The sequence below is a fragment of the Paenibacillus sp. B1-35 genome (assembly GCF_050474385.1).
Classification (GTDB): Bacteria; Bacillota; Bacilli; order Paenibacillales; family Paenibacillaceae; genus Paenibacillus_B; species Paenibacillus_B alvei.
This window is the reverse complement of the sequence record NZ_JBCHVJ010000001.1, coordinates 1457904-1483057: the sequence shown is the minus strand read 5'-3', so window position 1 is coordinate 1483057 and position 25154 is coordinate 1457904. Positions and strand designations below refer to the sequence as shown.

The 25154-nt window shown below is 45.4% G+C and carries 19 protein-coding genes; 15 read left to right on the top strand and 4 right to left on the bottom strand.

Going from position 1 to position 25154, the window contains the following annotated elements:
* The first annotated feature begins 154 nt into the window (after positions 1–154).
* Positions 155–1813: a hydroxysqualene dehydroxylase gene (locus ACQ5BJ_RS06390; RefSeq protein ID WP_430109125.1), complete on the top strand. Its 1659-nt coding sequence runs from the start codon at positions 155–157 to the stop codon at positions 1811–1813.
* A 54-nt stretch (positions 1814–1867) separates the two neighbouring features.
* The gene (locus ACQ5BJ_RS06385) at positions 1868–3124 is read left to right on the top strand and encodes an ATP-binding protein (protein WP_171414490.1); all 1257 of its coding nucleotides are present in this window, start codon (positions 1868–1870) and stop codon (positions 3122–3124) included.
* Positions 3125–3264: 140 nt separating this feature from the next.
* Here ACQ5BJ_RS06385 and ACQ5BJ_RS06380 read toward each other — a convergent pair whose 3' ends face one another.
* Positions 3265–5457, bottom strand: a complete 2193-nt coding sequence (locus ACQ5BJ_RS06380; protein ID WP_005546550.1) for a HelD family protein — start codon at positions 5455–5457, stop codon at positions 3265–3267.
* Positions 5458–5815: 358 nt separating this feature from the next.
* Between ACQ5BJ_RS06380 and ACQ5BJ_RS06375 the strand changes: the two genes are divergently transcribed.
* The 5 genes from ACQ5BJ_RS06375 to ACQ5BJ_RS06355 all read left to right on the top strand — a co-directional run bounded on the left by ACQ5BJ_RS06375 (position 5816) and on the right by ACQ5BJ_RS06355 (position 11816).
* A complete protein-coding gene (locus tag ACQ5BJ_RS06375; RefSeq protein ID WP_005546551.1) occupies positions 5816–6115 on the top strand; it encodes a hypothetical protein in 300 nt (99 codons plus the stop codon).
* 212 nt (positions 6116–6327) lie between these two features.
* Positions 6328–7092 (top strand): ABC transporter ATP-binding protein, encoded by a 765-nt coding sequence (locus ACQ5BJ_RS06370; protein WP_005546552.1) that lies wholly within the window; start codon positions 6328–6330, stop codon positions 7090–7092.
* On the top strand, positions 7067–8974 hold the full coding sequence (locus tag ACQ5BJ_RS06365; protein WP_430109120.1) for an FtsX-like permease family protein: 1908 nt from the start codon (positions 7067–7069) through the stop codon (positions 8972–8974). The genes ACQ5BJ_RS06370 and ACQ5BJ_RS06365 overlap by 26 nt, the downstream gene beginning before the upstream one ends.
* 195 nt (positions 8975–9169) lie before the next feature.
* Positions 9170–9934 (top strand): ABC transporter ATP-binding protein, encoded by a 765-nt coding sequence (locus tag ACQ5BJ_RS06360; RefSeq protein ID WP_005546554.1) that lies wholly within the window; start codon positions 9170–9172, stop codon positions 9932–9934.
* Entirely contained in the window at positions 9909–11816 is a 1908-nt protein-coding gene (locus tag ACQ5BJ_RS06355) for an ABC transporter permease (RefSeq protein ID WP_268619947.1), read from the top strand. Before ACQ5BJ_RS06360 ends, ACQ5BJ_RS06355 begins: the two co-directional genes overlap by 26 nt.
* Positions 11817–11894: 78 nt before the next feature.
* Here the strand turns inward: ACQ5BJ_RS06355 and ACQ5BJ_RS06350 are convergent, their stop codons facing one another.
* Positions 11895–12410, bottom strand: a complete 516-nt coding sequence (locus ACQ5BJ_RS06350; RefSeq protein WP_430109117.1) for an HPP family protein — start codon at positions 12408–12410, stop codon at positions 11895–11897.
* A 205-nt stretch (positions 12411–12615) separates the two neighbouring features.
* Between ACQ5BJ_RS06350 and ACQ5BJ_RS06345 the strand changes: the two genes are divergently transcribed.
* Positions 12616–13509, top strand: a complete 894-nt coding sequence (locus tag ACQ5BJ_RS06345; protein ID WP_051135114.1) for a LysR family transcriptional regulator — start codon at positions 12616–12618, stop codon at positions 13507–13509.
* A 31-nt stretch (positions 13510–13540) separates the two neighbouring features.
* Here ACQ5BJ_RS06345 and ACQ5BJ_RS06340 read toward each other — a convergent pair whose 3' ends face one another.
* Complete coding sequence (locus ACQ5BJ_RS06340) at positions 13541–14383, bottom strand: DeoR/GlpR family DNA-binding transcription regulator (RefSeq protein WP_005546563.1); 843 nt, start codon at positions 14381–14383, stop codon at positions 13541–13543.
* 236 nt (positions 14384–14619) lie between these two features.
* Here ACQ5BJ_RS06340 and ACQ5BJ_RS06335 point away from each other — a divergent pair, with 236 nt between their 5' ends.
* From ACQ5BJ_RS06335 to ACQ5BJ_RS06305, 7 genes are all read left to right on the top strand, one after another.
* The gene (locus ACQ5BJ_RS06335; RefSeq protein ID WP_430109115.1) at positions 14620–15870 is read left to right on the top strand and encodes a metallophosphoesterase; all 1251 of its coding nucleotides are present in this window, start codon (positions 14620–14622) and stop codon (positions 15868–15870) included.
* A gap of 262 nt (positions 15871–16132) precedes the next feature.
* Positions 16133–17101, top strand: coding sequence for an ABC transporter permease (locus ACQ5BJ_RS06330; protein ID WP_171414479.1), 969 nt, complete (start codon positions 16133–16135; stop codon positions 17099–17101).
* Positions 17102–17132: 31 nt separating this feature from the next.
* A complete protein-coding gene (locus ACQ5BJ_RS06325) occupies positions 17133–18029 on the top strand; it encodes a carbohydrate ABC transporter permease (protein ID WP_005546570.1) in 897 nt (298 codons plus the stop codon).
* An 89-nt stretch (positions 18030–18118) separates the two neighbouring features.
* On the top strand, positions 18119–19798 hold the full coding sequence (locus tag ACQ5BJ_RS06320; protein ID WP_005546572.1) for an extracellular solute-binding protein: 1680 nt from the start codon (positions 18119–18121) through the stop codon (positions 19796–19798).
* A gap of 230 nt (positions 19799–20028) precedes the next feature.
* Positions 20029–21606, top strand: coding sequence for a response regulator transcription factor (locus ACQ5BJ_RS06315; protein WP_163977028.1), 1578 nt, complete (start codon positions 20029–20031; stop codon positions 21604–21606).
* A gap of 14 nt (positions 21607–21620) precedes the next feature.
* Positions 21621–23363 (top strand): sensor histidine kinase, encoded by a 1743-nt coding sequence (locus ACQ5BJ_RS06310; protein ID WP_430109110.1) that lies wholly within the window; start codon positions 21621–21623, stop codon positions 23361–23363.
* A gap of 73 nt (positions 23364–23436) precedes the next feature.
* A complete protein-coding gene (locus tag ACQ5BJ_RS06305; protein ID WP_005546578.1) occupies positions 23437–24045 on the top strand; it encodes a hypothetical protein in 609 nt (202 codons plus the stop codon).
* A gap of 68 nt (positions 24046–24113) precedes the next feature.
* Here ACQ5BJ_RS06305 and ACQ5BJ_RS06300 read toward each other — a convergent pair whose 3' ends face one another.
* Positions 24114–24962 carry a DegV family protein gene (locus ACQ5BJ_RS06300; RefSeq protein WP_005546581.1) on the bottom strand — a complete coding sequence of 283 codons (849 nt, stop codon included), beginning with the start codon at positions 24960–24962 and terminating at the stop codon, positions 24114–24116.
* Positions 24963–25154: the final 192 nt, after the last annotated feature.

Here is a 25154-nt window from a genome sequence, read left to right as displayed (position 1 = left end):
TTGTTGCTATTCGAAATAGAGTTGAGTTGGAATTGAAAACGCTCTGTTTTTTTGTAGATCTGCGCAGAGAGGTGTTGCAAACAGTCGATTTATAGTAATATGAAAATAGTTTATTTTTCCAATCATCAAATGGAATAGGAGTGCTCAATTTTTTATGGTGGGGAAAGATCGCCCAAGTGTGGTTGTGCTCGGCGGCGGTATCGCTGGCATGAGCGCAGCACATGAATTAATGGAACGTGGATTTCGTGCCTCTGTGTATGAATGGAGAACGATTCCTGGAGGGAAGGCGCGCAGCATGCCGGTGCCTAATACGGGAACGAATGGGCGTCCTGATTTGCCAGGAGAACATGGATTTCGGTTCTTCCCGAAATTTTACAAGCATGTTACCGACACCATGAAACGCATTCCCTATCAGCACCCAAACAGCACGGAGCGTTCCACGGTATTTGACAATCTCATTGAAGGAACGAATTTGGGGCTTGCCTTCTTTACTCGTCCAATGCTGCCTTTTCTGACCGAATTCCCGCAGTCTATACGCGGTTGGCGCACACTGCTAAAATCATTATTCGATAACAAGCTAGGCCTAAGCGAGAAGGACGTAGATCGTTATGTCAACTGTCTGTGGCAGGTGCTCACAAGCTGTGATGAACGGCGGCTTCTGGAATATCAGCGCGTAGCATGGTGGGATTTCCTTCAGGCGGAGAAGCAATCTGCAGAATTCAGGAACATCTTCACAGGTCTTACTCGCATATTGGTGGCGGCACGGGCGAAGGAAGCGAATGCCTGTACGGTTGGTACAGTTGCCGCAACAGTAATGCTTGATATGGTGCTGCCAGGAGGGAGCGCTGATCGCTTATTGAATGGGCCGACCAATGATGTATGGATCAACCCGTGGCTCACTTACTTGAGACAAGGGGGAGTCGATTATCATTGTAAGGCGAAGGTGGAGCATATTCATTGCAAGAATGGGCGAATCCAGGGTGTGACTATCAAGGAAGAGGAACGGTCGCATATTGTAACTGCAGATTATTATATAGCAGCACTGCCGGTTGAGGTGATGGCGGAACTCATTACAGAGGATCTTATCGAGGGTGATCCGCTGCTGGGAAGACTGCCTGAGCTTGCAAAAAACGTCGAATGGATGAACGGCGTACAGTTCTATTTAAAAGAGGATGTCCCTATCATTCATGGTCATGTCATTTATATGGATAGTCCATGGGCACTGACTTCTGTTTCTCAAGCTCAATTTTGGCCGCATTTTCCGATGGAAGGCTTCGGCAATGGAGATGTGGCAGGGATTATCTCGATCGATGTGTCGGACTGGAAAACTCCGGGGATTGTATATGGGAAGCCCGCAATGTACTGTACAAGCGAACAAATTAAGATAGAAGTATGGGAGCAATTGAAGCGAAGCTTGAATCAAGGACAAACGGTATTGAGAGATGATATGATTGTGCATTGGTATCTTGATGAAGATATTCAATTCCCGAATCCACATGAAGTGATCAACATGGAGCCGCTTCTCGTTAATCATGTGCATACCTGGAACCTGCGGCCGAATGCGTATACCGCAATTCCTAATCTGTTCCTTGCTTCGGACTATGTTCGTACCAATACAGACTTGGCTACGATGGAAGGGGCGAATGAGGCAGCAAGAAGAGCAGTGAACTGCATCATTGAACGTTCTTCGATAGATGCCCCACTTTGCAAAATATGGGATATGTATGATTATCCACTGCTATCGGCATGGCGCTCCAATGACCGCTCCCGATTCCGTAAAGGACTGCCGTGGAACGGAAAAATCATTGGCTAACTAACAAACATCGTGTACAAGGCACAGAATCGTTAGGGAAAGGAATAGTGAGGTGTGATCCATTCCATATTGGCGCATGAATTCAAAGGGTTGCTGTACATTATGAGTGCAAGTCTAATATTCCTAATCATCACCCCAAAGTTCATGTTCGCCCATTACCGTCGCAAATTGCTATTTATCTGTATTTTATTTGTATTAACGTATTTTTATATTGCTTATGAAGATATCGATCCATTGTTGTACGGTATTCATTTAACCCCTGTGTCCCTTGCGCTGGCGGCTCTGTTCGAAGGGCTATTGCCCGGACTATTTACATGGCTGGCATTTAACTTTTGCACATTGCTTTTTTTGCAAATGTACATCATGCCTACATTCGTCGGCTCTACACTGCTGCTCGTAACTGGAATTATTCTGCACTACAAGCAGGTGCTGCAAAGTACATACTTTAAAATTTTCCTGATGTCGCTTCTCCTGCTGACGGTATATTTGGTTGGCTATTTCATATTCTTCGATAATTGGAGTGCTGTTCAGCAGTCAGAACTGGTGATCGCAATTATCGGAACCTATCTGTCATCCATGTATGTAAGCTGTATTTATCATCATGTTAAAAATCAAGAACGAATGCGGGAAGAACTGTTTCGTGCTGAAAAATATCAAGTTATTGGGCAGCTTGCCGCTTCAATTTCACATGAGATTCGCAATCCGCTTACAACTGCGCAAGGCTTTCTGCAGCTTATGAATCGTAAAAATTTGACAGCAGAGCAAATTCAAACGTATCGAAATTATGCAGCTTCCGGCATTGAACAAGCCAATTCAATCATTACTGACTATTTGAATTACGCGAAACCGACAGTGGAAACCGTACGTCCCTTACATGTGCAGGAAGAAATAGATACGGTTGTACCAATGGTATCTCCGCTATGCTTGTTGTCCAAGGTCGAGATGGTCGTCCAGCATCTATCGCAAAAACCGATGTACATTATGGGAGAATCGAAGAAATTTCAGCAGTCGCTGCTCAACATCATGAAAAATGCAGTCGAGTCCATGCCGGATGGAGGAGTGCTGAAGGTTACCACCTGGTCGGATAATGAAGGTGTGCACATTCATATTAAAGACACCGGGGTCGGCATGAGCAACTACCAAATCAAGCGAATCGGGATGCCGTTCTATACGACGAAGGAGAAGGGGACGGGTCTTGGGCTCATGGTCGTCATCAGTTTAGTAAAATCGATGAACGGAACGATATCGTATTATAGCCGGCCTAATGAGGGAACTACTTGCGTGCTCCAATATAAGCAAGTGCATTTATAATTCTTTACTTCGATGTGAAGTGCAAGTGCTGTCAAATGGGGAACGAATGTTCTGGATGAATGCGCGAACAAAGGACATTCTTCAAGGAAATAGAATTCGCTAAAGAATGTCCTTTGTATAGGTGAATGTGCTGCGTTTCATTAAGGAATATAGTCGACCGTATCTTCGTCATCCGTGCATACGAGCGGCGATAGCTTAGCCGTCGGTTCATGAAGAATCCACAACTCGTGCAGGGCGCGTGTGCAGCCAACATACAGCAGCTTCGCATCAAGCAAGCTGCTCGGGTAGCGCTGCTCATCGACGTCAATGACCAGAACAGCATCGAATTCCAAGCCTTTGGACAAGTAAACGGGAAGAACGGATATTCCACCCTCATACTGCTGCTCATTTCCATCAATCAGGTGGATTCGTTGCTTCAGATCTCCTTCGGCTTCAGCTTGTAGCACGACGTGCAGCTCCCTTGCTTCTTCTGCTGTTCGGGTTAATAACGCAATCGTATTATGCCCGCTGTTCTGGAAGTCTGCGATCATTTGCTTCAACTGCTTTGCTCTTTCGTCGGCCTTACTGCTGACGATGCGCACCTTCTGCCCGCTGCGGAATACAGGAACGGCCAGCATATCTGTTCCGACACCGCGTTCTAGGATGACATTCGCGAACCGAATGATTTCCATCGTCGAGCGGTAACTGCGTGTTAAAGCGAAGTAATCTGTGGCTTCCGCTTCGAACAGCTCCCTCATCTCTGACCAATCATGTATCCCGGCATAGGCGTGAATCCCCTGTGAGAGGTCGCCTAGTATAGTGAAAGAGTGGTTCTTGGCGAAGCGATCCAGTACCGCAATCTGTAACGGCGAGAAGTCTTGAGCCTCGTCGATGACGATATGGTCGTACCGGTATTCCGATGGAATTCCATGCAGAAGGATATGCAGATAAAGCAGCGCTGCCAGATCTTCATGACGTACAGTATTTTTCTTTAGATATGCGAACGTCTCTTTACGTACAGGTTCTGGAATAACGAAGCTGTTAGAAGCAGTCTCACTGTCCTTAGCTTTTGGGTCGAATAGGGAACGATACATGAGCCACGTATCCAAAGCAGGCCATTTTTTCATGTAGGCCTTGAGACGCTGCGTAGACAGCTTCTTCTTATCCTTCAGTATCGTCTTGGAATGTTCTCGCTTTAGCTCCATCTGAATCCAGCGCTGAATGCGCGCCATTACTCGTTCTTTGCGCTTCGCCGGTTCATAGGAGCGATATTCTTCATGGAACCAGCTGTATATGGTTGCATATGGAAGGACATTTCCGTCCCAAGGTGAAAAGTCGATGGTAGGAACCGCATGCTGTTCGGACTCCTTCATCAGTTGCTCAATATGAGTGAGGAAGGCAAGAGAGCCTTTGAATCGGCCAGACACTTGGTCACTTAATACAGGACGTGAATCCAAGGAGCCGTACCATGTTTCAACCTGTTCCATTGGTGATGCGAGCGTAACCGATAACTGCATATCCATCACGGCCAAGGCCCAGTCAGGGAACGTCTGCTGCTGGATGTTGCCGACACCCAGTTCAGGCAGGACATCGGATATATAGTTCAGGAACATGCGGTTCGGCGCAAAAATCATCATCTTCTCAGCACGAATCTGCTCCTGATATTGATAAAGCAAATAAGCAAGGCGGTGCAGGGCTACGGTCGTCTTACCACTACCAGCGACCCCTTGTATGAACAATGCAGTATTCTTGGGAGCGCGAATGATTCGATCCTGCTCCGCTTGAATCGTAGATACGATATCGCGCAGTCGATTGTCCTTGTTCTCTCCTAATCGGTAGACGAGAAATTCGTCTGTGACATGACTGTCGCCTTCAGAACGATTATAGGTGTCTACGACTCTTTGCAATTGTTGGCTGCGTACTGCCAGGTTGCGCTTGAGATGTACGATGCCCTCGATAGGGCCGTCTAATGAATCATAAGATACCGGAGCGGTTCCGCCGGAGAAGGAATAGAATAAGCTCGCTATTGGTGCTCTCCAGTCAATCACGAGCGGGTACGCTTCATTCTCGACTTCTGCACTGCGATGAACTCCACGTTTGCCGATATACAGCTTAAGCGCTTCGTTCTTGCCATTTTCTTCGAAATCGATTCTACCGAAATAAGGCTCTTTGCGAGCTTGAGCCAAGCGTTCTTCCTGCTGTTTGCGATTGTCCTCTAATACTTGCAGTGTGAAGTCGTGCCCTGTATAAGGGACTACATGATGAACCTTTTCGTATTGTTGCTCGATGATGTCGAGCGTGTCTTTCAGACGGTGTTGCTCTTCTTGAAAGGCACTTTGAAACGTGTCGCTCACCTTCAGTTACCTCCTAAGAAAGGATTGTATGCTCTTTTCCACTTCCTTGATCGAAACCTCAAAATATGGAAAGAGAAGAACTAATATATCATAACGAGGCTAAAAAGGCAATGAAATTTTGGTTCCCTAGAGAAGGCTCTAGAATTCGGCAAGAGCCGCGGGGCGGCTATATTCGTCAAAATGTACGCTATCAAGCCATATATAATGATGATAGGAAAAGTAAGTATTAACCTCGATATTCATACCATAATGATGTAATGCGTCGTATTGAAAAGTGGACAAGAGAATTTCGACACCTAGATTTTGATTTCCATGTTACAAGTGAGAGTAATCCTAAAAGAGGAGGTGTGTCATTCAAATGAAACATTCCAAACGATTTCTTCTCTTATGTACAGTATTTGTTATGATGTCAGTTATGCTAAGCGGATGCGTGCCTGGAGACGGCTCGTACTCAGAGCAGTCACCTGCAGGCTTCTTCTGGGGAATATGGCATGGATGGATCGCACCGATCTCGCTTATTATTGGATTGTTCAAAGACGGAATTCGTGTTTACGAAATGAATAATACAGGCTGGTGGTATGATTTCGGATTTTACATAGCAATTGTAGGCGGCTTTGGGGGCTTTGCATTTGGACGAAGAAAAGGGGATCATCATTAAGTAGACTGTAAGCTAGTTGTCGATATAAAAGGATTCTTTGCATACTGTCATGCGAGGATCCTTTTTTATTTGACTAGGAGATGTGATTTATTAAAATGGTCTACATGACAAAAATGAAAGGAAATTGTAAGGCATAACAATGGTTACATTTCATCGTAACAGGTAAAGTATGTTGTACAGAAAAGGTTTACGAAGGAGTGTAATTCGAATCGATGTTGGAAGTCAGAAATGTATCCAAAATATATGAAGGAAAAGTGTCCTACAAGGCGCTTTCAAATTTGAATTTATCGATAGGAAATGGCGAATTCGTCGGCATCATGGGGCCTTCTGGGAGCGGGAAGACCACATTCCTGAATGTCGTGTCCACGATTGACAAGCCATCGTCGGGAGAAGTGTTGATTGGCGGCAGTAATGCGCATGCTCTTAATAAGCGCAAGCTTGCCTTGTTCCGCCGTCGGGAACTCGGATTCGTATTTCAGGATTTCAACCTGCTGCAAACATTAACGGTAAAGGAAAATATCGTGTTCCCCCTTACGCTGGAGAATGTGAGCATTAAGGAGCAAGAGCAGCGTGTTAAGGGTATCGCAGATAAGCTAGGTATTGGTCATATTTTGGACAAGCGCACCTACGAAATATCTGGCGGTCAGTGTCAGCGCACTGCGATCGCAAGAGCGATTATTCATCAACCTAAGCTGCTGCTTGCGGACGAGCCGACTGGTAATTTGGATTCCAAATCAGCCAAGGACGTGCTTGAAATGATGGAGAAAATCAACAAGGAAGATGGCACCACAATGATGATGGTAACCCATGATGCGTTTGCAGCGAGCTATTGCGACCGTGTCATTTTCATCAAGGATGGTACGCTGTACCAAGAGCTGCACAAACACGATCAACGACAAGTATTCTTCCAAGAGATTATGAATGTATTGTCGGCATTGGGGGGAGCGGAAGATGAACTTTCGTCAGTTCGCGTTTAAGAACGTTTTTCGGAACAAACGGCTGTATGCCGGTTATTTCATAAGCTGTGCGTTCTCCGTCATGATTTTCTTCGTCTATTCGATGCTGGCTTTTCACCCGGAATTGAATATGGCTGGCAGCGGCAAGTATGGCAGGGGCGCGCAAGCAGGGATGGAAGTCGCGCAGTATATCATTTATGTATTTTCCTTCTTCTTTATCCTGTATTCAATGAGCGTCTTCCTGAAGACTCGAAAGAAAGAGTTCGGTGTCTGCATCATGCAGGGGATGTCTGATATGCAGTTGAAGCGCCTCGTATTTGTAGAAAATATCATTATTGGATTTGCTTCAACCGTTGCAGGTATATTGACTGGACTAGTCATGTCTAAGGGAATGCTCATGCTGGGTTCATCGCTGTTGTATTTGGATGATCCATTGTCATTCTATTTCCCAACGACGGCGTTGTGGTTCACGTTCGCAGCTTTCATGGCATTGTTTATTGCGATTTCATTATTTACGGCTACCATATTGCGTACAAGTTCCTTGATTGACCTGCTGAAAGCTTCGACGAAGCCGAAGCCAGAGCCTAAGGCTAATGCGGGGCTCGCGATATTTGCAGCACTATGCATCTTGGGCGGCTATGGAACTGCGTTCGTAGTCCGTGGGGAACAGGTCTTATTCGCCATGCTGCCTGTCGTCGTTCTAGTCTCAGTAGGCACTTATTTCTTATTCACGCAGCTAAGCGTATTCATCATTCATAGGCTGAAAAAGAAGCAGAAGCTGTACCGCAGAAACACAAATATGCTGACATTGTCGGACTTGGCCTATCGGATGAAGGACAATGCACGGATGTTCTTCCTCGTCGCGATTATTTCCACGGTAGCTTTTACAGCTATTGGTACACTCGTTGGCTTCAAGGCAATGCTGACAAATAGTGTGGCAGACCTGATGCCGCCTATGTCGTATGAATCGAATACAATGAGCAATAAGCAAGAGCAGAAACATGTAGCTATGATTGAATCAGCACTCAAGAAAGAAAACATCAAGTATGATGCCTACATCATTCATAGTAAAACAGCAGAATTCAAAGACGGATCAATTATGAAGGTGATTGGTGCAACGGAATACAATTCATTCGCTAAAGAGCGCATTCAGCTCGGTCAGGGTGAAGGATTCATGCTGGCAACGATAAGCAATGATTTTGGCAATATGAGTTCCACTTCAAATTGGTCGAAGGGGCAGTCCTTGACAGTGAAGCAGACAGGTAAGTTGAAGCTTGTTGACTCACTTGAGATGACCGACGAGGTGAGACAATATGTATCGGGCGGCGAAGTGCTGGTACTGTCAGATGAGGACTTTAAGGCAATCCCGCTTGCGAAGTTCGACGAAACACATTATATCTTTAACATGGAAAACTGGCAGGCGACAAAGGCATTGTCAGCAGACCTGGAAAAGCAGTTCCAAACTGAAAAGCAGCAAGATTTCCGCTTCCAATCCAGAGCGACATCGATGTCAGAACTCAATCAAGGGATGGGACAAATACTGCTGACTGGCTTATTTGTCGGAGTCGTGTTCTTCGTATCAGCAGGCAGCTTCCTGTACTTCCGCCTATTCTCGGATTTGGATAACGATCTTATCCAGTACCGGGCAATTTCGAAGCTTGGCTTGACAGAAGGGGAGCTGTCCAAGGTTGTTACGACGCAAATCGGACTTCTGTTCTTTGTTCCGATCATTGTGGCTATCGTCCATGGAGCGGTTGCGCTGAACACGTTGCAGAACTTGTTCCCGAACGTATCGATTTTGAAAGAAATCATACTCGTATTAGGTACGTTCTTTATCATTCAGGTCGTGTACTTCTTATTCATCCGAGCAAACTATGTAAGAAAGCTGAAAAAAGTATTGTAATGACGAAGGAATATCGCAGTAGATCGTTATTGGGGGCAGGCCGTATTATGGCTTGCTCTCTTTTTTTGATTCAATAGCACAGCAGCTCTGGTGAACATGACAAAAATGAAAGGAAAATGTAAGCAACAACAATGGTTGCATTTACTAATTCGCAGTACAGTAAAGATATCGAAATGACAAGGAGCGTGTGAGACTGTGTTAGAGGTTAAAAATGTTTCTAAAGTATATGAAGGTAAAGTTTCCTATAAAGCCTTATCTAATTTGAACCTGACCATTCGAGAAGGCGAATTTGTTGGCATCATGGGGCCGTCAGGGAGCGGGAAAACGACATTTTTGAACGTAGTATCGACAATCGACAAGCCCACATCTGGAGAAGTATTGATCGGTGGGAGTAATGCTCACGCCTTAAATAAGCGCAAGCTGGCATTGTTCCGCCGCCGTCAGCTCGGATTCGTGTTTCAGGATTTCAACCTATTGCAAACTTTGACGGTGAAGGAAAATATCGTGTTCCCGTTAACATTGGAAAATGTGAGCATTAAGGAGCAGGAGCAGCGTGTGCAAGCGATAGCGGAGAAGCTGGGCATCAAGCAAATTTTGGACAAGCGCACGTACGAAATCTCTGGGGGACAATGCCAGCGGACGGCAATCGCTCGTGCGATGATCCATCATCCGCAGTTGCTGCTTGCGGATGAACCGACAGGGAATTTGGATTCGAAGTCAGCTAAGGACGTGCTCGAAATGATGGAGAAGATCAACAAGGAGGACGGCACGACGATGATGATGGTTACACATGATGCATTCGCTGCCAGCTACTGTGATCGCGTGATCTTTATCAAGGACGGCTCGCTGTACCAGGAGCTGCACAAGCATGATCAACGACAAGTGTTCTTCCAGGAAATTATGAATGTGTTGTCGGCAATAGGAGGCGCGGAAGATGAACTTTCGTCAGTTCGCGTTTAAAAACGTTATTCGCAACGCGCGGCTGTATGCCGGTTATTTTATAAGCAGTGCTTTCTCTGTTATGATCTTTTTCGTGTATTCAATGCTGGCTTTCCATCCAGAATTGAATTTGGCAGAGAGTGGGGGGTTCGGAAAAGGCGCACAAACAGGGATGCAAGTTGCCCAGTATATTATTTACGTCTTTACGTTTTTCTTCATCCTCTATTCGATGAGCGTCTTCTTGAAGACGCGGAAGAAAGAATTTGGTGTCTGCATCATGCAGGGGATGTCCAATATGCAGCTGAAGCGTCTCGTATTTCTAGAAAATACGATCATTGGATTTGCCTCGACTGTAACCGGTATAGCAGCAGGATTGATTATGTCCAAAGGGATGCTTATGCTCGGTTCGTCCATGTTGTATTTGGAGCATTCGTTATCGTTTTACTTGCCAACAAAGGCGATTTGGTTTACATTTGTGGCTTTTATACTGTTGTTCCTTGCAATCTCATTCTTTACGGCGACAATCTTGCGAACAAGCTCACTTATTGACCTATTGAAAGCCTCGACGAAGCCAAAACCCGAGCCGAAGGCGTCGGTATGGCTGGCTATTTTGGCTGCCATGCTGCTGCTGATCGGTTATGCGATAGCTTTTGTCGTACGCGGCGCCCTTGTTATGCTGGCCTTGCTGCCAGTTGTCATTCTCGTATCGATTGGCACCTACTTCCTGTTCACACAGCTCAGTGTATACATCATTCACAAGCTGAAGAAGAACAAGAAGCTGTATCGCCGCGGTACAAATATGCTGACACTGTCCGATCTGGCCTACCGGATGAAGGACAATGCGCGAATGTTCTTCTTGGTCGCGATTATTTCAACAGTAGCGTTTACAGCGATCGGCACGCTTGTCGGGTTCAAGGCGATGTTGACGGAAAGTGTAGCCGGCTCTATGCCGCCATTATCCTATGAATCGACAACTGGCGATAAGCAGGAGCAGAAACATATTGCCTACATTGAAGCAGGGCTGAAGAAGGAAAATATTAGTTACGACTCTTTTGTCATTCATAATAAGGATGCGAAGCTGAAAGATAGATACTCTTTTAATGCGATACCAGTATCTGATTATAATCGAATCTCGGAGGATAAGATTGCTGTAGATGCAGGAAGCGCGATATTGCTTCAATTCAAGATGGATGACTTCGGGTATAACCGAGGAAAGACGGACTGGTCGAAGGGGCAGACCTTGACCCTGAGCAACGGTAGCAAGCTTCAATTGGCAGATGTGCCTCAGATGAGCAGGGATGTTCGCCAATACATGACTGCACATCATGTGCTTGTGATGTCGGATGAAGATTTCAAGGTGCTGCCTGCTTCTAAGACAGATATGACAAACCATATTTACATTATGGATAATTGGCAAAGTACGAAGAAACTGTCCGAGCAATTGGAAAAGCAATTGAATGCGGATCAGGCTGGTGCCAACTACCGATTCAGTTCGAGAGCACTTGCGATGACGGAAATGAATCAGGGCATGGGACAGATTTTGCTGACAGGCTTGTTCGTTGGCATCGTATTTTTCGTGGCGGCAGGCAGCTTCCTGTACTTCCGGTTGTTCTCGGATTTGGATCACGACATCATTCAGTATCGTGCCATTTCGAAGCTCGGCTTGACAGAAGGGGAGTTGTCAAAAATTGTATCCACTCAAATTGGCCTGTTGTTCTTTGTTCCGATCATCGTAGCTGTCCTTCATGGAGCTGTGGCATTGAACACGCTGCAAAATTTGTTCCCGCAAATCTCTATTTTGAAGGAAATCGTACTTGTACTCGGTACATTCTTCGTTATACAGGTACTCTATTTCTTGTTCATCCGAGCAAACTATGTGAAAAAACTAAAGAAGGTGTTGTAGGACGGGTTCAGTCATACGTACTCGATAGTAAGGAGCAGACCGTTGATCGGTCTGCTCTTTGTTGCATAATGGCTTGATTTAGAACCATCGCTTCGGATAATGAAATCCGCGTGCACGATGGTAAGCCCAAGCTGCCAGCACCAAGATTACAGCTCCGATTCCTACGGGGAGCAGCAGAAATGACCACGAAGCACCCGTCATCATCATAAGCAGCGGATCTGCGCCCGCAGGCGGGTGAACGGTATGCGTCCACTGCATCAGGATTATGGCAAGACCGATAGCAAGCGCTAAGCTCCACGGATGCACGCCACAACTTGAGCCAATGATAAATCCGACGAGGGAACTGATGAGATGTCCGCCCACGACATTGCGCGGCTGTGCTAGCGGACTGTCCGGCAATGCGAAGAGAATGACACAGGATGCTCCAAATGGTGCCATCAGATAGGGCCAATTGCTCCATTTTTCAAGTACAGCCAGCAGCAATATGGCTAAAGCTCCACCGATTCCTGCGGTAAAATACATTTTTATGCTCATGAAATAGTTACGATTATAATCTGATCGATTCGATGTTTGTTTTACAGTTGATTGATCCATACAGCAACATCCTTCCTCGGTTCTTGTTAGGACGCGCGCTTCCAAACTACTTCTGCATCGATGTCTGAAAACTATTGTATAATGAATACAGGTATTTGTAATACGAATAATTTCGATATAATATATCGGGAAATGAAATATCTAATATACAATCGAAATTGCATGGATACGATCAAATTGGAATTGACTAAAAGAAGGAGTAAATATGATGCTGGATAAATTAGATGGGCGCCAGATTGCAACGGTATGGGCAGTTGCACAAGCGAGGAACATCAGTCAAGCTGCCGAGCAGCTTGGTTATGTGCAGTCCACTGTGACCTCACACGTTCAGTCGGTAGAGAAAATAGTAGGACATGCCTTATTTCATCGTTTGCCCCGCGGTGTGGAATTGACAGAGGCCGGAGCTATATTCATGAAGTACATGGAGCGTTGGCAGCAGCTTAATTCAGAACTAAGAGAAGAATTGCTGGAAGGGCATCAGCTTGTAGGGGAGGTTGCAATAAGTATATTGGAATCGTTTTGCACGACGAGAATGCCGGCAATGCTAAAATCTATATTTCGGAAGCACCCTGGCATTAAGCTTCAGCTGATTCCAGGTTTCATGGATGATACATGCCATCGGGTGCTTAAAGGGGAGTGCGAGCTTGGAATTGTGCCTTGCCGACCGCAGATGGAAGGGGTGGAGTTCGTACCTCTTGTTCGAGAGCGTATGGTATGGGTAGTTTCAATGGATATGCGATCGCAATGGGATAAGCAAGGGTGGGAAGCGTTTGAGACGGTCAGGGTAATTGGGTTTGGGCCGCAATGCGCATATCAGACTATGGCATTCGAACTGTTGCAGGAGCGCGGGCTCAACCCGATTCAATACAGTACCTTCCACAGCATAGAGATGATGAAGCAGACGATTAAGCTTGGTTTGGGAATGGCACTGCTTCCATACAGCGCAGTGTGGGAGGAGGTAGAGCAAGGGGATTTGGAATGCCTGCCGTTACGGGAGCAATATTTGACGCATGGGCTTATATGGAAACAGGGGGATGATTTATCCCCCGCAGCGATTACCATACGTGACATACTGGTCAATCGTTTCATGATGGACTAATAGGCTAGGGCAAATCAAGTATGTATGGATACTATGATAGTGGCAAAGGTTTTTTGTCCTCTTTTTTGCTGCGACAAGCAGCAGCATATTGCTTGTTAGGGTCGCACTCATCATCGATAGCGATGGATTGAGTCGACAGTTCTTCCTTCCATTGGGCAGGCAATGGACAATTGGTAACGAGCATTTGGAAGCTGGATAAATCAGCGATTTTGATTAAACCGATTTTCTCGCATTTCGTTATATCTGCAACTAGTATCGTTTGTTTCGCATGCTGGAGCATAATTTTGCGCATTTCGGCTTCATCCTCATTGGCATCGGTTACTCCATGCTTCAGATCGATGCCGGAGCAGGAAAGAAAGGCTTTGTCGGCAGTGTATCGGGAAAGAGATTTGGCAGCAGCGTGGCCAGAATAGGATAGCGAGCGGCGACGAAGCGTTCCGCCTGTGCTGATTAATCTGATATCCTCGGCATCCGCCAGCTCCATGAGGACGTTAAGCGAGTTCGTGATGACGGTCAATTGTTTATGTGTTTTTATGATCTTGGCAATGTGAAGTGAAGTTGTACTGGAGTCGAGCATAATCGTATCCCCGTTACGGATAAGTTTAGCGCATTTTGTTCCGATCCACTTCTTCTCCGATAAATAACAGTCCTCGCGCACCCATACAGGGACCTCGGAGCTAACGGAAGTCTCTGCTAAAAAAGCCCCCCCATGCGTTCTAAGCAGGAGCCCTTCCTTCTCCATGCGACCCAGGTCTCTTCGCACTGTCTCTTCGGTTACTCGAAACTGCTTGCTGAGCTCTGCGACGAGGACTCTGCCGTCTTTGTACAGGTGCTGCATGATGCGTTTTCGGCGTTCAATGGCTAACAATGGCATTCACACATCCTTACGATATGGTTGACAATGGTGGCATCTTCTTTATGTAGAACTATATTATAGCGAAATATGGTATTTTTGACGAGTTAAGATAGCTTAACATTTTACAAAATAATTGAACCTCCAATTCTTGCTGGTCATCTAGCGAAAAAGGGAATAGACTAAGGGAGAGTTATCCATTCTTTATGTCGTTCGAATCGATTACATGGAATGAATAGGACAAGGGAGATGATCGAATGATGTCAGCACAGACACAGCCTACACTCGTTTTTCCCGTAATTAGTGACGTACATATCGACCCATCTGGTGAAGAAAGTGTTGTTAAGTTCGAACGTGCGATGTTGCAGTTGAATGCGAGGGCGCCTCATCAGGATGCATTCGTGATCGTAGGTGACTTGACAAACAACGGACTAGAAGAAGAATATGATCGCAATATGGAGGTTTTTTACAAGCACAAACTTCCAGAAGCAAAGCCGCTCATTGCGATTGGCAACCACGACTATTGGAATGGACTTCCGATCGAGGAGGCGCAGGCACGCTTTCTAGCGAAAACGGAAATGCCTTCATTATATTTTCATGAGGTGATAAAGGGCTATCATTTCATCGTGTTGGCGACGGAGGACAAAGTTACATCAGGATACTTTTCGTTGGAACAAATTGCATGGCTTCGAGAACAGCTGCAAATGGCTGCAGCAGATTCATCAGATCGGCCCATTTTTGTATTCTTGCACCAACACTTGAAGGACACGGTTTACGGCAGTGAGGATTGGGGCATCTTGGACAACATTGAACCTCTGATGGAGGCATTGCGCCCCTATCCGCAGGTGATCACATTCTCTGGACATTCTCACTATCCGCTTCAAGATCCGCGCAGCATCCATCAGAAGGATTTTACTTCCGTTGGAACAGCCTCGCTAAGCTATATGGAAGTGGAGCATGGCAAGCTGCAGGGAAACTTGCCGTTAAGGGGCGAGTATTTCAGTCAAGGCTGCCTTGTAGAGGTGTATGAGGATCGCGTTGCTATTCATAGGCTTGATTTCGTGTATGAACGGGAGCTTGGAGATACATGGGTCGTACCTCAGCCGGCCTCTCCATCTTCCTTCATTTATACCAATATTCGAGATGCAGAAGCACCGACCTTCCCGCCGCATGCGGTTCTTCTTGTAGAAGCAGACTGTACAACATCGAATTCGACCGTCATTATTTTCGATCAAGCGATAGATAATGAGCTTGTACATTCTTATCGAATTTCATTTGAGCCTCATGCAGCAGATGCAGCTGTCGAGTATTTTGCATACTCTGAGTATTATAAGTACCCTGTTCCCGAAAAGCTTCGTCTTGAGATTCCAGGGTTGGAACCAGATCGTGAGTACTTGATTACCGTGCAGGCGATCGATGCTTTCGGGAATGTGAGCGAGCAAATGCTGCAAGGCAGCTGCCGCACATGTCCTGCAGAAGCATTGCCGGATAGAGTTCGGACAAACTAAGTCCTTGCTTTTGTAAGCAACGAAACGGTTTATCCATAGGGAGTGTCCTTCGCAAGGAATTGCGTTAGGTCACTCTTTTTTTACTTCAAGGTGAAAAAACATGGAAAAGTATCAATAATCGTTGCTTTGTCATATATTCGTGAAAGCGCTCTTCTTATACAATTGATGGTAATCAGACAGGAGATAGGAACAGGATCGCGCTTGCTTCAAATTTAATCGCTTTGCATTCCGGGACAAACATGATACTAGGAGGGATTCATGAATGGCGAAAACATCCGATGCGACGGAACCATCAGTGGGCTTGAGTCTCGATAAGCATCAGAAAAGTGCCTTTAAGCGCTTTTTTATGCAAATAGATATTCAACTAATGGTACTGCCTGCACTTGCGCTAATCTTTATCTTTTCATACATTCCAATGTATGGTGTGCTCATTGCGTTTCAAGATTACAAGATGGGCTCTAACTTATTGAATAATAATTGGGTTGGGTTGAAGCACTTTATTTACTTCTTCAACGCACCTGAGTTCTACCCTGTCATGCGCAATACGATTATTATCAGCTTTTTGAAGTTCATCTTCGGCTTCCCTGCGCCAATCATTCTTGCTCTTATGTTAAATGAGGTGCGCAAGATAGCGTTCAAGCGCATCATTCAGACGGTTACTTATCTGCCTCACTTCCTGTCTTGGGTCGTAATCGGATCGATGGTTACGTCCATGCTCTCGGTTGATAATGGAAGCGTGAACATGCTGCTGGAAAAGCTGAGGTTCATTGATGAGCCAATCAACTTCCTGTCGATGACGGAATATTTCTGGACAATTCTCGTCACAACGAATGTATGGAAGGAAATCGGCTTTGCTTCGATTGTGTACTTGGCAGCCATTGCGGGTATTGATCCGCATCTGTATGAAGCGGCCGCTATTGATGGTGCGAGCCGACTTAAACAGATTTATTTAATTACACTCCCATGCATTATGCCGGTTGTTATTATCTTTATGATCCTGGCTATTGGCAATCTGATGAATGCAGGCTTTGAGGATATTATGATTTTGGCTTCTAACCCGGCCCTACGGGAAGTGTCAGATTCACTTGATGTCTATGTCGTACGTGTCGGCATCGATAATTACAGGTACTCCTATGCAACGGCAATTGGTCTGTTCAAGGCTCTCGTAAGTGTTACGCTGCTGACATTTGCCAACTTTATCGCAAGAAGAACAGGCAATAGCTTATGGTGATGAATGACTCTATTAGGGGAGGACGTAATCGATGATTCGTGATAGCTTAGCAGACCGAATTTTAACGGTTTTCATCTATGTATTTCTTATCCTGCTGGCCTTTTCAGCTTTTTATCCGTTCTGGAACTCGCTTGTTATATCCTTCAATGACGGAATGGATACATCTAAGGGCGGAATTACATTTTGGCCGCGCCAGTTCTCTCTGGAGAACTATAGAATTGTGTTCGAAGATGCAAGACTTATGAATGGATTCGTCGTTGCGGCACTGCGCACGGTGATCGGTACAGTATCTGCCATATTGTGTACCTCGATTTTTGCGTACGGCATGTCAAAGCGTGAACTGATGGGTCGCAAATATTACATGATCATGTGTATTATCACGATGTATTTCGGTGGCGGGTTAATCCCGACTTACATGCTTATTCGTGGGCTTGGATTGTTCAACTCTTTCTGGGTATTCATCATTCCTGCGCTGATTAGTGTATGGAACATGATTATATTCCGCACCTTCTTCCAGGGGCTTCCGCAAGGTCTTGAGGAATCTGCGAAGATTGATGGCTGCGGGAACTGGGGCACTTATTTCCGAATTGTACTGCCGCTATCGGGACCGGTAGTCGCGACATTGGCATTGTTCACCGCAGTTGCGCACTGGAATGAATGGTTCGTAGCGAGCATTTATATCATGGACGAGAATTTGATGCCGATCCAAACGGTACTGAGACAGATTCTATTTTCCAATATTGCTTCCGAGCAAATTTCTAATCTGGATTCTAGCTCATTAGCGCGCCTCAATGCAGCAAAGAGCATTACATCCAAATCGTTGACGATGGCGACGATTATGGTAGCAACGATCCCAATTGTATGTGTGTACCCGTTCCTGCAGAAGTATTTTGTTAAGGGTGTATTGGTTGGTTCGCTTAAGGAATAGTCGGATCCGCTCTGATGTCATCCGCGTTTAGAGCATTCACTGCTTTAAACATAGATTAGAACTTACAAATTGAAAGGGGAAAAGAACCAGTGAAGAACAAGAGAAAACTTCTTCTGAGCGTGTTGTCGGTCTTTATGGTGTTCACCATGATGGTAGGCTGCAGCAGCGGTGGCAATACACCACAAGCGAACGAGCCGGCTAAGCAAGGTGAAGGAACGGAAAACAGCAATAGTGAAGCATCTAAGAGTGATGTGTACGAACTGGGCAAGGAGCCTCTTGAGGTTACGTTCTTCGGAAACTACGGCTGGTATGATATGCCGAAGTGGGGCAAGGATCCGGCTTCGAAATGGATTCAAGACAATAAGAAAATTTCGGTGAAGGCTATCAGTTCTGGCGGTAATGCGGCTCAAAAGCTGCAGACGATGATCGCCGGCAATGAATTGCCAGACATCATTTGGACTGACCGCGGTGCAGACGTAGAGCGTCTGCGCGAAGCGGATATGCTGGTTCCTTTGGATGAATATATCGATAAGTATCCGAACTTCAAGAAATACTTAACGAAAGATCATCTTGGCATGCTTCGTTCTCCAGACGGCAAGCTCTATCAGCTTCCGAACTACTATACGACGCAGCCAAACGGAAATGCAGGCTACGCGATCAACAAGCGCATTTATAAGGACCTGGGCTCGCCTCCATTGAATACAACGGATGATTTGTATAATTATTTGAAAGCGGTTAAGGCAAAGTATCCGGATGTCATTCCATTCGAAACAGGCTTGGCTAAAGAAGGCCATGGTGTTGATCAGATCTATTCCAGCTTCAAGGAAGGCAATCTGACCTTTACAAGATTTTATGGAGTACCGGATGGCGATAAGATTGTGTCCATTTATAAAGACGAACCGTTCCGTGAATCTGCACTCTTTGTCGCGAAGCTGATGCGTGAAAAGCTGATGACGCAGGATGCGAATACACAAACAGAAGATCAAATTAAAGAGAAAGCAATGAATGGAAAGTTCGCAGTCATTGCGGGTCCAGATCCATTCAAGTATATTAGTGCAGCCGATGCGGAGTTGAAGAAGAAAGATCCAGATGGCGGATACGAGTTCATCCAGCCTATCGCAAAGGCAGGTTTGGATCGCAGCAAAATTTACCCAGGCACTTACAATCAGTTAGGCTGGAACGTAGCGCTTATAACGAAAAATGCAAAAAATCCCGAAGCGATCTTCGCGATGCTCGACTGGATGACTGGTCCAGAGGCATCCATGGTTGAGAACTGGGGCCCTCCAGGACCAGACGGCTATTGGAATGGATTTGAAGCAGATGGTGTTACTCCGATCTTCAATAAGGATAAATATTTGAACGATCCAGGCCCGCTTGCAGATATTAATGGTGTAGCTGGTAACCTGGTATGGGTAGGCAACACGGTATACATGGACAATACAAAGAAGCAAATGCTGTCTCAATTGTCCCCAGACCAAATCGACTTCAACACTCGCTGGCAGATGGAAATAACTTGGGGCACGCAAGCGGACTACACTGAATTTTTGAATTGGGAGCCGCTTCCGGACAGCAAAGAAGGAACAATTAGACAAAGTGTAAGAGATATTTGGACAACAGCAAGAGCAAAGGCAATGTATGGCAAGACGGACGAAGAAGTGCTGGCTATATTGGATAAAGCACATGATGACTCGATGAAGCTGGGACTTCAAGAGCTCCTAGACCATGTTGCAAAGGTATGGAACGAGAATAAGAAAGCGATGGGGAGATAAAGGTTAGAATAATTCGGTTCGACGAATTAAGGAAAGAAGGCTTGCGTTGATCGCAGGCCTTCTTTTTTATGAATACTGCAGTGTGCACCTGTTGGATCGTTAGAAGGACATACATAATGTAACCGCTATTATTTGTCTGTTAAATGTAGAAATGAATTGTTATACTTAGGGTTGTGTATTGTTATAATTTAGGAGAGAGAGAAATCCAGTGTGTGTCTAAGGGGGCATTCATGTATAACGTACTGTTAGTAGACGATGAGATGTTGGATCTGGAAGGGTTGAAGCAGTTTATTCCTTGGAGCGATCTTGGCATGGAAGTCGTCGACGCTGTGAATAATGCATTTGCAGCATGCAATGTATTGGAGAAATACCCGATAGACATTATCGTTAGCGATGTGAACATGCCAAATATGTCTGGATTGGAGCTGGCGCGGACAGCTATCGAAAAAAAGCCGGATATACGGATCATTTTTGTAAGCGGTTACCAGGACTTCGGCTACGTCAAGCAAGCATTGTCGTTAAAAGCGTGCAGCTACATCTTGAAGCCTATGGATGACAACGAACTGATAACAAATTTGCAAAAAGTAAAAGATGAGCTGGATGTTGAACGGAAGCGGCGCGATGCAGAGGAAGCGTTCCAGCATATGATTCCGATGGCCAAGAACAACCTCCTGCTTCGCTTATTTGAAGGAGATTGGGACGGTATCCATGAGGAGGGCATGCATAAGCTTATTGTGTCTTATGGATTGGATCGCCTAGCATGGCCTGTTCGAGCTGCCATCATTGAATTAGATGATTGGAGCTGGCCGCAGCATGATACAGCTCAAGATCAAGGGGTAACGAAAAACTTTATTTATGAAGTCAATGAGATTGGCCATGCTTTGGGGCTGCCTCATTGCTGCAAGGTGTCAGCACATCGCTTTGTATTTTTGCTGGAAGATCACGGCATGGACGTATTTACAAAGGAATCCGCAAAATCGATTTACGCCAGAATAACCGTTTCGACGACGATAGGAGTTGGAGGTCCGGCATTCGGACTCGATGAGCTTCAGGCATCCTACAAGCAAGCATTGGAGGCGGTGGACAGCAAGATGTTCATCGGCAAGGGCCAACTCATCATGTATGAATCCGTGAATCGAGATCCGGAAATGATCGATGCCCGGAATCTTGATATCCGTATGGAAGCTCTCTTCAAGGCGATGAGTGACTATGAGCTTGTTCTCATTTATGATGAGCTCGAGAAGCTGTTTCAGTCCGTCACAATGCTCCGTTCAAAGTATACGATACATAATTTGGCAATGTTTATCATTTGGAAGCTGGATCAGCAATTGAAGGGAAATGATGAAAGTTTATTCGAGATACTGGGTATGGAGCTCCACAGTCTGGACATTCTGCTTCAATTTGATACGGTGAGCGATATTCGCTCTTGGCTTGTAAGGAAGACCTTCGAAATTTCTGAATATTTGCGCAGCAAAGCTACTTCGAAGAACAACCGGCTTATTCGGGAAATGATTCAGATGATGAAAGATAAAATGAATGACAATATTACGTTGAAGGACGTGGCGAATCAATTCTCCTTCTCTCCGAATTACTTGGGGTATATGTTCAAGGAAGAGACAGGGAAATCGTTCAGTGAAGTGCTCATACAGCTCCGAATGGAAAGGGCCCGTGAACTGCTGCATGAACCATCCATCAAAATTTATGAAATAGCCAATCAAGTGGGGTATCGGTACCTTCCATACTTCAGCAGACAATTCAAGGAAGCGTATGGCATGACACCGATGGAATATCGCAAACGTGAAACGTGACAGGGGAGATGTTCATGAACGAGCAGCGAGCGAAATTTCGATACTTGCCGATTGGCTACAAACTCATGCTGACCTATATGCTCTTCATCATCATCCCTGTGCTTGTGATTGGACTCGTATCGCACTCGATGTATGATCAGTCCATTCGGAAGCATACGCGGACGAATATACAAGGTACACTGTTGCAAATTCGCGATAATATTGAATATAAAATGCAGGATTTAATCCGCATATCTACTATATTGTACGGTGATTATGAGTTATATCGGTACTTGCGCAGCTATGAGGAAGGCTGGGAGAATTTCGATCGGACGACAAAATATGTGGTTCCAAAGATAGAAGCAGCATCAGCGTCAACAGGGATGAAGCTGTGGGTATCTGTATTTTTGCGTAATGAATCGATTCATGAGATCTATCACAGTTCATTTGGGAAAGAGAATCCTTCTGATTACAACTGGCCTTATGATATTTATCATCTGAATCGAATTACGGATAAGGAATGGTATAAGAGTTTCCCGCCCGAGAAGTACAGTGTCACGATGAAATGGAGCCAAATTGAGCGCGACGAGGAGAATAGCCGCATTTCCCTGCTGCGCCGGCTTGTAGATACGAATAATCCTCTTAAGCTTCAAGAAATCGGCTTTTTACGTATTAATGTTGCAATTTCGGAGCTATTTGACAGTATCAATTATTCAAAGATCGGGAATGGCAGCGTAATCTATCTAATGGACGAGCATGGGGAAACCATGTATCAGTCTGGCAAACTGCCGAATGATAAAGCCGATATCGAAAGCAACTATTTGACGATTCAAGAGACGATTGGAAAGCAAGCCTGGCAACTGGTAGCTCATGTTCCTCTTGCGATCATTCAGCAGGATTCCATGAAGGTTCGGTTATTCGTTATTTTTATTTGCTTCATTTGCTTTGTTGTCTTGTCATTTGCCGGCGTATTTATTTCGAGATATTTCTCCATTCGGATTACGAAGTTCGTGTCTGTGCTCAATGCTTTCCGTGAAGGGGATCTGCATAAGCGCATTTCGTATCGAGGGAAGGATGAGTTCTCGCAGATTGCGACGGCATTGAATAGTATGGGCGAGAACGTGGAGTCTCTCATTAAAGAAGTATATTTGACACAGCTCCAGAAGAAAGAAGCAGAGCTGGAGATGCTTCAATCGCAAATCAACCCGCACTTTTTATATAACACACTGTCTTCTATTAACCGACTTGCGAAATTCGGAGATAACGAGAAGCTGCAGCAAATGGTTCTGGGGCTCGCAAAGTTTTACCGGTTGTCGCTTAATAATGGCAAGCTGATGATCCCTGTACATAAGGAAATTGAGCAGGCGCAGGCTTATGTCGATATTCAGAAAATCAAATATGGAGATCGCCTTAGTGTGATGTTCGATATTGATCCTGCTGTATGGCCATTCAGTACGGTGAAGCTGATCATTCAGCCCTTTATTGAAAATGTGTTGGAGCATGCTTGGTGCGGGGATCGGATTCATATTCGCATTGTAGCGCAGAAGGATGGAGAAGAGCTGCTATTCCGGATTATTGACGATGGGGTTGGCATGACGACGCAGCGCATCCACGACATTTTTGACGGAATCGATCATGTGAACACAGGTTACGGGATTCGAAATGTGAATCAGCGGATTAAGCTGCATTTTGGAACGGAGTATGGAGTTGCGATAATTAGCGGGCTTGGCATAGGAACGTCGGTTTCCATACGTATACCGGCAGAAAGACATAATTAATATACCATTATATGCCTAACTTCTTGTATAATAGATCATGTTGAACCATGCTCAGAAATGGAGGGAAGTTGGATTGAATGCTCGATCTTTAGCCTTTGTGGCTGTTCGACTCGGTGCTCTCTATTTGATCGCAACCTCCTTATTGGAGATGGCGAAGAATGCGGCAGATGTGGTGAGGCTGATCTCTGGCATTATTTATATGGATATTGGAAACGGAAATGTTGCATATAGCAGTTTACTTTTTTTGCTATTGCCGATTGTAGTCCCGCTTATTTGTGGCATTTTGCTATGGTGCTTGGCATATCGCTTGTCTCAAGCGTTAGCTCCAGCCAAGCTTCGCCTAGAACCGCCGATTGAATCGGCGGGCACCCGATCGAACAGTGAAGATCATTTGATGCCACTCCGTAGTCATACCCATGGAGCGAATCCGATATTGCGCACTTGCCTTCATATCGGACTTGGAATTTCTGGAATTATGCTGCTCGTGAATAGTATTCCTGAATTTATCAAACTATTAATCATGCTTACAAATCAAGAGGCTGCCCACTTTGCTGAGCATACTTGGACAGAGTACAGTGCCAATTTCGTAAAGGTGATTGTACAAATGCTGCTCGGGATATGTCTGGCGGCAGGAGCGGGTGGCATTGCACGTTTTTTCACACGCACAGCCCCGCCTTCTTAAGGATAATATGCGCAACAATACACAGCGGCTGAACCTTGCTCAATAGCGAGGCTCAGCCGCTGTGTCATTTATTTGCGGGCATATACAATACCGATCGTGTTCGGTCCACAGTGACTGGAAATCACACATCCGCAATCCGACAGGAATACATGCTTCGCTCCCGTCTTTTGTTTCAATTCCTCTTGCAGCATTTGGGCATCGTCCAGAGACAAGGAATGAGTGACAAATACGATATCCTTGTCCATTTCGTTCACATGATCCAGTGCATTTTGCTTCAACTGCTCTAAGGCTTTTTCACGTTTGCCTCGAATTTTATTGGCCGGCGTCATTTTACCGTCGACGACTTTGATGACCGGTCGAATGCGGAGGAGGCTGCCAATCAAGTTCTGCAGTCCGCTGCAGCGTCCGCCTTTGTAGAGGTAATCAAGCGTATCGATGATGAATTCCGTCTCCATTTTGCCGCGAACATCCTCAACAAGCTTCACTGTATCTTCGAGTGAGGTACCAGCTTCGAGTGCCATAGCAGCCTTGAGAACTGGAATCCCAATGCCTGTAGATAAATTCAAGGAATCTATAACGGTGACGGAACCTTCACCTAACATCTCCCCAGCAATCGTTGCGTTTTGAATGGTGGAGGATAGATGGGAAGACAATCCGATATATAAGATGTTACGGCCTTCCTTTACAAATGGTTCAAATGCCTGCATGAAGTCTGCAGGCGAAGGCGAGGACGTCTTCGGCAGCTTGCCGCATTCCTCAACTCGTTTATACATTTCTGGGGGGGTCATATCCACTCCGTCACGAAAAGCGTCGTCACCGAAGGTAACATATAAGGGGATGATGCCAATGTCATAACGTTCTAGTAATGATTTCGGCAGATCACAGGTACTGTCCGAAAATATTTTAATGTGGTTCATTATGCTTCCTCCTGAAAGGTATGTAGCTTTTATACGAAAATGGTTTCATTAGTAGACATTTAATCATTATACTGCAAAAAGAATAGACTTACCTAATCCAAATTAGTTGAATAGGCTGAAAAAATAATCCAAATGAGGCGTGCGATTGCGTTCGCTGAGCGGCCCACGTTATACTGAAGCAAGATAAAGCAT